The organism is Microbacterium sp. MYb54, assembly GCF_002979515.1.
In the GTDB taxonomy this organism is placed as follows: domain Bacteria; phylum Actinomycetota; class Actinomycetes; order Actinomycetales; family Microbacteriaceae; genus Microbacterium.
This window is the reverse complement of the sequence record NZ_PCPA01000005.1, coordinates 241,634-248,771: the sequence shown is the minus strand read 5'-3', so window position 1 is coordinate 248,771 and position 7,138 is coordinate 241,634. Positions and strand designations below refer to the sequence as shown.

Annotated in this window: 9 protein-coding genes; 3 read left to right on the top strand and 6 right to left on the bottom strand. The window is 68.1% G+C overall.

Annotated elements, in window-relative coordinates; translation table 11 throughout:
• Positions 1–28 precede the first annotated feature (28 nt).
• Positions 29–709: a YqaJ viral recombinase family protein gene (locus tag CQ040_RS08235; RefSeq protein ID WP_105528167.1), complete on the top strand. Its 681-nt coding sequence runs from the start codon at positions 29–31 to the stop codon at positions 707–709.
• A 23-nt stretch (positions 710–732) separates the two neighbouring features.
• On the opposite strand, the gene CQ040_RS08230 is transcribed toward CQ040_RS08235, so the two are convergent.
• Genes CQ040_RS08230 through CQ040_RS08210 form a run of 5 tightly spaced genes read right to left on the bottom strand, consistent with a single transcriptional unit; the run spans position 733 to position 3,754 of the window.
• Positions 733–1,230: a hypothetical protein gene (locus CQ040_RS08230; RefSeq protein ID WP_105528168.1), complete on the bottom strand. Its 498-nt coding sequence runs from the start codon at positions 1,228–1,230 to the stop codon at positions 733–735.
• On the bottom strand, positions 1,227–1,865 hold the full coding sequence (locus CQ040_RS08225) for a hypothetical protein (RefSeq protein ID WP_105528169.1): 639 nt from the start codon (positions 1,863–1,865) through the stop codon (positions 1,227–1,229). Before CQ040_RS08225 ends, CQ040_RS08230 begins: the two co-directional genes overlap by 4 nt.
• Positions 1,862–2,479 carry a signal peptidase I gene (locus CQ040_RS08220; RefSeq protein ID WP_105528170.1) on the bottom strand — a complete coding sequence of 206 codons (618 nt, stop codon included), beginning with the start codon at positions 2,477–2,479 and terminating at the stop codon, positions 1,862–1,864. The genes CQ040_RS08225 and CQ040_RS08220 overlap by 4 nt, the downstream gene beginning before the upstream one ends.
• Positions 2,480–2,508: 29 nt before the next feature.
• The gene (locus CQ040_RS08215) at positions 2,509–3,126 is read right to left on the bottom strand and encodes a SipW-dependent-type signal peptide-containing protein (RefSeq protein WP_105528171.1); all 618 of its coding nucleotides are present in this window, start codon (positions 3,124–3,126) and stop codon (positions 2,509–2,511) included.
• 7 nt (positions 3,127–3,133) lie between these two features.
• Positions 3,134–3,754: a SipW-dependent-type signal peptide-containing protein gene (locus tag CQ040_RS08210; protein ID WP_028502389.1), complete on the bottom strand. Its 621-nt coding sequence runs from the start codon at positions 3,752–3,754 to the stop codon at positions 3,134–3,136.
• A gap of 280 nt (positions 3,755–4,034) precedes the next feature.
• Here CQ040_RS08210 and CQ040_RS08205 point away from each other — a divergent pair, with 280 nt between their 5' ends.
• Both CQ040_RS08205 and CQ040_RS08200 read left to right on the top strand, forming a co-directional pair.
• Positions 4,035–5,759, top strand: coding sequence for a DHA2 family efflux MFS transporter permease subunit (locus CQ040_RS08205; protein WP_105528172.1), 1,725 nt, complete (start codon positions 4,035–4,037; stop codon positions 5,757–5,759).
• On the top strand, positions 5,746–6,234 hold the full coding sequence (locus tag CQ040_RS08200; RefSeq protein WP_105528173.1) for a MarR family winged helix-turn-helix transcriptional regulator: 489 nt from the start codon (positions 5,746–5,748) through the stop codon (positions 6,232–6,234). The genes CQ040_RS08205 and CQ040_RS08200 overlap by 14 nt, the downstream gene beginning before the upstream one ends.
• On the opposite strand, the gene CQ040_RS08195 is transcribed toward CQ040_RS08200, so the two are convergent.
• Entirely contained in the window at positions 6,173–7,117 is a 945-nt protein-coding gene (locus tag CQ040_RS08195; RefSeq protein ID WP_105528174.1) for a LysR family transcriptional regulator ArgP, read from the bottom strand. The two genes, CQ040_RS08200 and CQ040_RS08195, sit on opposite strands and share 62 nt — an antisense overlap.
• Between the last annotated feature and the right edge of the window lie 21 nt (positions 7,118–7,138).

Here is a 7,138-nt window from a genome sequence, read left to right as displayed (position 1 = left end):
GGTCGGCGGGCGGGGTTAGGGTCGAAGAGTGAACCCGGAACTCGCTGCACGCATCGTCGCGGACTCCCGTGACCGTGTGGCCTGGCTGCGAGCGCGCTCGCGGGGCATCACCGCCACCGACGTGGCAGGACTCACCTCCGAGAAGTCGATCTCTCGGGCAGCGGACTCCAAGCTCGGCGGCGGACCCCGCTTCGGAGGCAACGCGTACACCGATCACGGTCGGCGGCGCGAGCCCGAGATCGCCGCCTGGGTCGCGGCGACACACGGCATCCTCCCCTCCTCGGCCCTGTTCCGTGCGGAGGTCGAGCACCGCCACCTCGCCACGCCCGATGGCATCGCCGTCGACGCCGACGGGCGTGTGAAGCTCGCCGAGATCAAGACCACCAACAAGGCCTTCCGCGGTATCCCCCGTACGTACCTGCGCCAGATCTGGTGGCAGCAGCACGTGCTCGGTGCCGAACGGACGCTGTTCGTCTGGGAGGAGCACGTCGACTTCTCCCCCATCCACGACGAGCCGCGGTGTGTCTGGATCGACCGCGACGACCGCGAGATCGCGAAGCTCATCGGCCTCGCCACCGACCTCATCGATGAGCTCTACCGGCGCACCACCGGCCAGCAGGTCCCCAACCGGCTGACGGATGCCGCGGCCAGCCGCCGCGAACAGCTCCGCGAACGCGACACGTTCCGAGCCCTCGCCCTCGCGGACTGAGAGCGCAGCGAGCCCTGCACCGCTCAGGTGCAGGTGTTGTTACCGCCGAGGCCCAGGAGGCCACCGACCGACAACGAACGCGACGCCGCCGGTGAGACCCACGACGTCCCGGCGTAGATCGTCTCGACCTTCACGGCGTTGGTGGAGCCGAGGAGACTCCCCAGCAGCGTGTTCAGCAGTCCGGAACTGATGGTCGCCGAGTATGTGTACGGTCCAGCGCCGCTCTGCGTCACGTTGCTGTTGTCGACGACGACGTTGTTGATGGAAAGTCGTTGCTGCACCGTCAGATAGGGCGAGGTCCACGTGATCGTGAAGCCCGTGAAGGTGCCGAGAAAGCTCGTCACCGTGCACGATGTGACCACCGGTGTCGCCAGCGTCGCGGCTGTGAAGGACCGCGTGGCGTACTCGCTGTCGGTGAAAGCGGCGTCGGTCATCTGCACGGCAGGCGCTGAGGCGACTCCGACGAGAACGGCGAGGCCGACCGCACCCGCCAGGATGCGTGAGCGTGCGGGGCGCCTCATCGCGCGCTCCCCGCCTCGGCTACCGAAAGTCGCCGACGGCTGTGCACCAGCGCCGCACCCCACGCGACGAGTATCGCGCCCACCCCGACCGCCCAGGGAGTGCCGGGCGGCAGACCCGTCGTGGCCAACCCTCCGTCAGACCCCACGGTCACGGTCTCCCCTGCGCCCTGTGCGAGAACGCGGACGTCAGTGCTGCCGGCGCCCGAACCCCCGGACGGATCGAGGAAGATCGCGAGGCGGAGGTACGCCGTCTCGGTGTCGGCGATCTCGGTGAGCGGAACCTCGACGCCGTCGCGCGGAATGCTCCACCCGGTGCGCAGTTCGGTCGCGCCGCCGGGACATTCGGTGTCCGTCCATGCCTGCGGACACGTCGACACGTCAAGGAGCAGCCGCGCTTCACCCGTCGCGCTGATGCCGATCCGCACGACGCCGGGATCCGGGGCATGGGCGCTCACCGCGACATCCCACCGCACGGGCTGACCGGGCAGAAGACTGCCTGCCGCCGCCCAGTCAGCGACGGAGACGAGACGCAGCACCGATCCCTGGATGACCTGGGTCGTCGGCGCCGCCCACGCAGCGGACGGCATCGCGACCACGAGGACAGCGAGGACGGCAGCGATGAAGATGCGCCTCATGGGCCGTTCCCCTCAGCGTCGGACCTGAACCGGCGGGCCCCGCGTGGCCAGAAGGCCCACACCACCAGAGCGGTCGCCGCGACCGTCAGCGTTCCGAGTACGACCGGATTCCCCATGCCCGCGACGACCAGAGCGATCCCGGGAACCGAGAACAGCACCTTCCGCACGGACGTCACCGGGTAAGGGAAGGGATCGTCTACGGCGTTCGCGTCTCCGCGCATCGTGATCACGCGCTCGTCCGCGCTCGCACCCGGGGCGATCGTGGTGACGCGGTGGGTCACCGGCAGCTCCCCCTCGCGGTCGACGGTCACGACGTCGCCGACCTCGACCTCGGTCGCCGGGACGCGCTGCACCACCGCGACGGAGCCGGCGGGGATCGTGGGCGACATCGACCCGGTGCGGAACATGATGAGCGTGATCTGCGCCGTGAAGGCGAGCACGACGAGCAGGATGCAGATCGCACCGGCGACCGCGGCCGCCCAGAGCAGGACGTCGCCGATCACCCGCCCCGGCCGGATACCGGCATGCGCCCTCGCCGCGGTCGCGTGGGGTTCGACCGCGGCGAGGGAGGTCTCTCTGTCGCGCAGGCTCCGTCGTGTCGTGGGGATCGTCATCTCGTCCTCCTCCCTGCCATCCGCTCCTGCTACGACGACGTCCCGAGGAACTGCCAGGTCTGCGTCATCGTGAGCCCCTGCGCAGCGTTCGGTGCTGTGAGCGGGAGCGTGACCGCGAAGCAGTAGTTCACCTGCGCCGCGCCGTTCGCCGTCACGACCTGGGTCGCCGAGCCTCCTGCGGTGAGGGCTGATCCGTCCGCCACGACCGCCGTTCCCGCCGCGTATGTGGTCGAGTTGCAGGTGGTGCCGGCTATCGTGCGCACCCCGTAGGTGAGATACGTCGCGAGCCCCGTGCCTCCCGGCGTTCCCGCGGTCAGCTGCAGCGTTCCCGCGACCGAAGGATTGGCGGTCTTCACGCTGAACAGCGCGTATGTGGAGTTTCCCGGTGCCATCGCAGTCGGAGCGAGCACGAAGTTCAACGTCGCCGCCGCCCCCGTGGTCGCGTGGCTCGAGAAGGTCGCCCCATCGATCGCTCCGACGATGTCGAACCTCCCCGCCGTGAAGCTCGCGGCGCCGTACTCGGAGTCGTTCCATGCGGCAAGAGTCGCGGTGACGCCGATTCCGAACACGAGCCCACCCGCGAGGACGGCTCGTAGTCGACGGGAGCGCAGTCGCCGCCTCTCCCGCATTTCGCTGCGGGTGACCATCACATGCTCAGTTCGTCGAGGTCGCCGTGAACTTCCAGGTGGCGTTGGTCACCAGGCTCGGTGTGAGCGCCGCGTCCGCAGTCACCTTGAAGCACAATTGCACCGCAGTGCCGGGGACGGCCGCGGTCCCTCCGGCCGTCAGCGGCACGGTGGTGGTACCGGTCTGGGCGTCGAGCGTAGCCCCGGTCGCGATCGGCGTGCCGGTCGCGGTCGCCGCGTTGCAGGTCGCCCCCGGCGCGAGCTGGTAGATCGAGTACGACAGGTGCCCGGAGTTCGAGGTCGCTGCGGCGTCGGCCGTGGTTCCGGCGGCGACGAGGTTCGCGCCACTGGTCGTACCGGCTGCCAGGCGCACCCAGAAGCCGGCGTAGACGGAGCTCGTCGGCGACATGTTCCCCACCAGCCCTGCGGGCAGAGTGAAAGCGAGCGTCGCTGCGGTGCCGGTGGTGGCATGGTCGGCGTAGGCGGTTCCGTCCGTCGACCCTTCCAGGTTGAAAGCACCTGCCGTGAACGTGCCGTTCGCGAACTCGGAGTCGTTCCAGACCGCGAGCGTCACCGCGGTGCCGACGCCGAGCACGAGCCCGCCTGCCAGTACTGCGAGAATCTTGCGCTGCGTTGCCTTGGTAGCCATGTCGCATCCCCCTCAGGAATTCGGTGAACCGCGCGAATACCTGTGTTCCGATCGCCCCTCAACGACCACGCATCCGCGCGTTTGCGCCATCATCTCCTTGCCCCCTCCGAAGGACAAGGCGATTTCGCGCAGGACATTCGCTCATCCCGCGCAGACCTGGATCGGCCGCTGCGAATCGTTGACGTAGATCAACGATCGGCGTATAGTTGACGCAGTTCAACCATCTCGTGCGCGCCAGAGCTGTCGCAGCATCCTCCCTCCAGACTGCGAAAGGTCACGCATGACCACGGACTCTCCCGTCAAGATGACGCATCGCCAGGTGCTCGAAGCCCTCACCGGGCTCCTCCTCGGCATGTTCGTCTCGATGATCGCCACCACGGTGGTCTCCACCTCGATGCCCGTCATCGTGCACGACCTCGGTGGCGACCAAGCCGCTTACACCTGGGTCATCACCGCGACTCTGCTCACCACCGCGATCTCCACTCCCATCTGGGGCAAGCTCGCCGACCTGTTCAACCGCAAGCTGCTGATCCAGATCGCGATCGTCATCTTCGTGGCCGCGACCGCCGCTGCCGGCTTCGCGCAGGACACGAACACCCTCATCGCATTCCGCGCCATCCAGGGCATCGGCGGCGGCGGACTGGCCGCCCTCAGCCAGGTCATCATGGCCGACATCATCAGCCCGCGCGAGCGCGGCCGGTACATGGGCCTCTTCGGCGCCGTGATGGCCGTCGCCACCGTGGGCGGACCGCTGCTCGGCGGATGGATCACCGACGTCGCGAACTGGCGCTGGAACTTCTTCGTCGCGCTCCCGTTCGCGGTCGCAGCGCTCATCATCCTGCAGAAGACACTGCACATCAGCACCGAGCGCACCCGCAAGGTATCGATCGACTACGTCGGCATCGTGCTGCTCTCGGCCGCCGTCTCACTGATCCTCATCTGGATCACCAACGCGGGCTCGACCTTCGACTGGTGGAGCACCGAGACCGTGCTCATGGTCGGCGGTGCGCTCGCCTCGGCCATCGCCTTCATCATCGTCGAGCTCAAGGTACGCGAGCCGCTCATCCCGCTCACGCTCTTCCGCGGTCGCACGTTCACACTGTCGGTGCTCGCATCGATCTCGATCGGCGTCGCGATGTTCGGCACCTCGGTCTACCTCGCGCAGTACATGCAGCTCTCTCGCGGTGCCACACCGACCGAGGCCGGGCTCATGACGCTGCCGATGATGGCGGGGCTCCTGATCGCATCGATGGTCGTCGGCCAGCTCGTCACCCGCTTCGGCAAGTGGAAGGGCTACCTGATCCTCGGCTCCGTGCTGCTGATCGCCGGCTCCGTCATGCTGTCGACCCTGCACTACGACACGAACTTCGTCCTCGTCTCGATCTACATGTTCGTGATGGGCGCCGGCGTCGGCATGACGATGCAGAACCTCGTCCTCATCGTGCAGAACGTCGCGAAGCCCAGCGAGATGGGCGTCGCGAGCTCGGGCGTGACCTTCTTCCGAAGCCTCGGCGGCACGATCGGCGTCTCGGTCATGGGCGCCGTGCTCGCGAACACCCTGACCAGCCTGTTCAGCGACGGCAAGGAGCGGATCGGCGCCGCGATCGCCCAGCTCGGCGACAAGGGAGCCGAGGTCGCCGCTCAACTCTCGAGCGGAACGCTGCCCGAGGTGCGTCTCCTCCCGGAGCCGGTGCGCTCGATCATCGAGGACTTCTACGCGCAGGCCATCTCCCATGCGTTCCTGATCGGCATCCCGCTCGCGGTGATCAGCCTCATCGCGATCCTGTTCCTGCCGAATCGCCCGCTCACCACCATGACCACGAGCGAGCGCGCCGAGGCGGATGCCGCGAAGAAGAAGAAGCCCGTCGACGGCGCAGTGGAAGATGCCGCAGACGTCGCGATCTCCGATGCGACGGCGCTCTCCGGAGCACCGACGACGGGCACCGTCACCGTGATCGACCGGACGGGCGATCACGGCGATACGGCATCCGATGTCCGCCGCTGATCACATCACCGAGACCCCGGAGGCGCGGGCCGACGCGGTGCGCGCCCTCGAGGCGGAGTTCAGCGAGCTGATCACGCATTTTCGGCGCGTGATCACCGAGAACGCGAACCGGGTGAGTCCCGGCCTGCTGCCCGGTGGCTACAAGATCTTCACCACGATCGCACGATACGAAAGGGTGACGGTCTCGACGCTGTCCGAGCGCATGCTCATGGACAAAGGCCAGGTCAGCCGGACGGTGCGCGAGTTGGAGGAGCTCGGTTTGATCGAGCGTTCGGCCGACCCCGCCGACGGCCGCTCCTTCCTGCTGCAGCTCACTCCCCTCGGCACAGAGCGGCTTTCAGCGGCTCGACTGCCGCAGGAGGGCATGCTGCTGCGCACGCTCGAAGACTGGAGCCTCACCGATATCGGCAACCTCACCCGGCTGCTGCACGCCCTCGGCTCCGGCGTGACGCCGGGTTCGACCGCGAGCGAGTGACGGGGGTGCCGCCGAGCACGCGACGCGCCTCGGCGGCGATCTCCGCAGCGATGGTGTCCAGCAGCTCCGAACGCAGGTTCCACTGCTGCCAATAGAGCTGCACGCGAAGAGTCGGACCCCCCAGCGGGACCAGCCCTTGCACCTCTTGCAGGAGCGGCACCATCCCCCACCCCAGGCCGAGTCCGACGGCGAGGGCGTAGTCGTGGGATGCGGGCACGTAGTGCCGTGGCACCCCCTGCTGCCCGACCGACATCGCTCCGAGCCATTCGTGCTGCAGCGTGTCGCGGCGGTCGAAGTCGACGAACGGTGCTGCAGCCAGAGCCGTCGATGTCACCCCGTCCGAGAACCAGCGCTCGGCGAAACCCGCTTCTGCCATGGCCCGGTATTCGAGCACGCCCAGCGGTGACACCGAGCATCCGGTGACCGGCGACTCCTCACTCGTGACCGCCGCCATCACGGTGCCGGACTCCAGCAGCCGCGCGGTGAAGTTCTGATCGTCTCGGTGCAGGTCGAAGTCGATGTCGTGTGCGGACGAGAGCCTCGCGAGCGGGGCGAGGAACCACGTCGCCATCGAGTCGGCGTTCACAGCGAGGGGGATGCTGATCCGCCGCGCCCCGCCGTCTTCGTCGATCCCCACGCCGACGAGCGCGTCATGCTCGAGCAGGGCCACCTGCCGCGCCAGCCGCACGACCGCCTCTCCCGCCTCCGTCAGGCGAGCGGGCTTGGTGCGCACGATCAGGATGCGACCGAGCTGCTGTTCGAGCGCCTTCAGCCGCTGGCTCACGGCCGACGGGGTGACCTGCAGGCGACGTGAGGCCGCGTCCAGAGTCCCCTCGTCGACGATCGCCGCAAGAGTGGCCGCGAGTTCAGGATCGATTCGCACATTAGCGATGCTAATGGTTCA

What these genes read in the sequence shown, in the direction of transcription:
- CQ040_RS08230 (WP_105528168.1), bottom strand. Translation starts at nt 1,230, where the DNA reads ATGAGGCGCCCCGCACGCTCACGCATCCTGGCGGGTGCGGTCGGCCTC.
- CQ040_RS08225 (WP_105528169.1), bottom strand. Translation starts at nt 1,865, where the DNA reads ATGAGGCGCATCTTCATCGCTGCCGTCCTCGCTGTCCTCGTGGTCGCG.
- CQ040_RS08220 (WP_105528170.1), bottom strand. Translation starts at nt 2,479, where the DNA reads ATGACGATCCCCACGACACGACGGAGCCTGCGCGACAGAGAGACCTCC.
- CQ040_RS08215 (WP_105528171.1), bottom strand. Translation starts at nt 3,126, where the DNA reads ATGGTCACCCGCAGCGAAATGCGGGAGAGGCGGCGACTGCGCTCCCGT.
- CQ040_RS08210 (WP_028502389.1), bottom strand. Translation starts at nt 3,754, where the DNA reads ATGGCTACCAAGGCAACGCAGCGCAAGATTCTCGCAGTACTGGCAGGC.
- CQ040_RS08205 (WP_105528172.1), top strand. Translation starts at nt 4,035, where the DNA reads ATGACCACGGACTCTCCCGTCAAGATGACGCATCGCCAGGTGCTCGAA.
- CQ040_RS08200 (WP_105528173.1), top strand. Translation starts at nt 5,746, where the DNA reads ATGTCCGCCGCTGATCACATCACCGAGACCCCGGAGGCGCGGGCCGAC.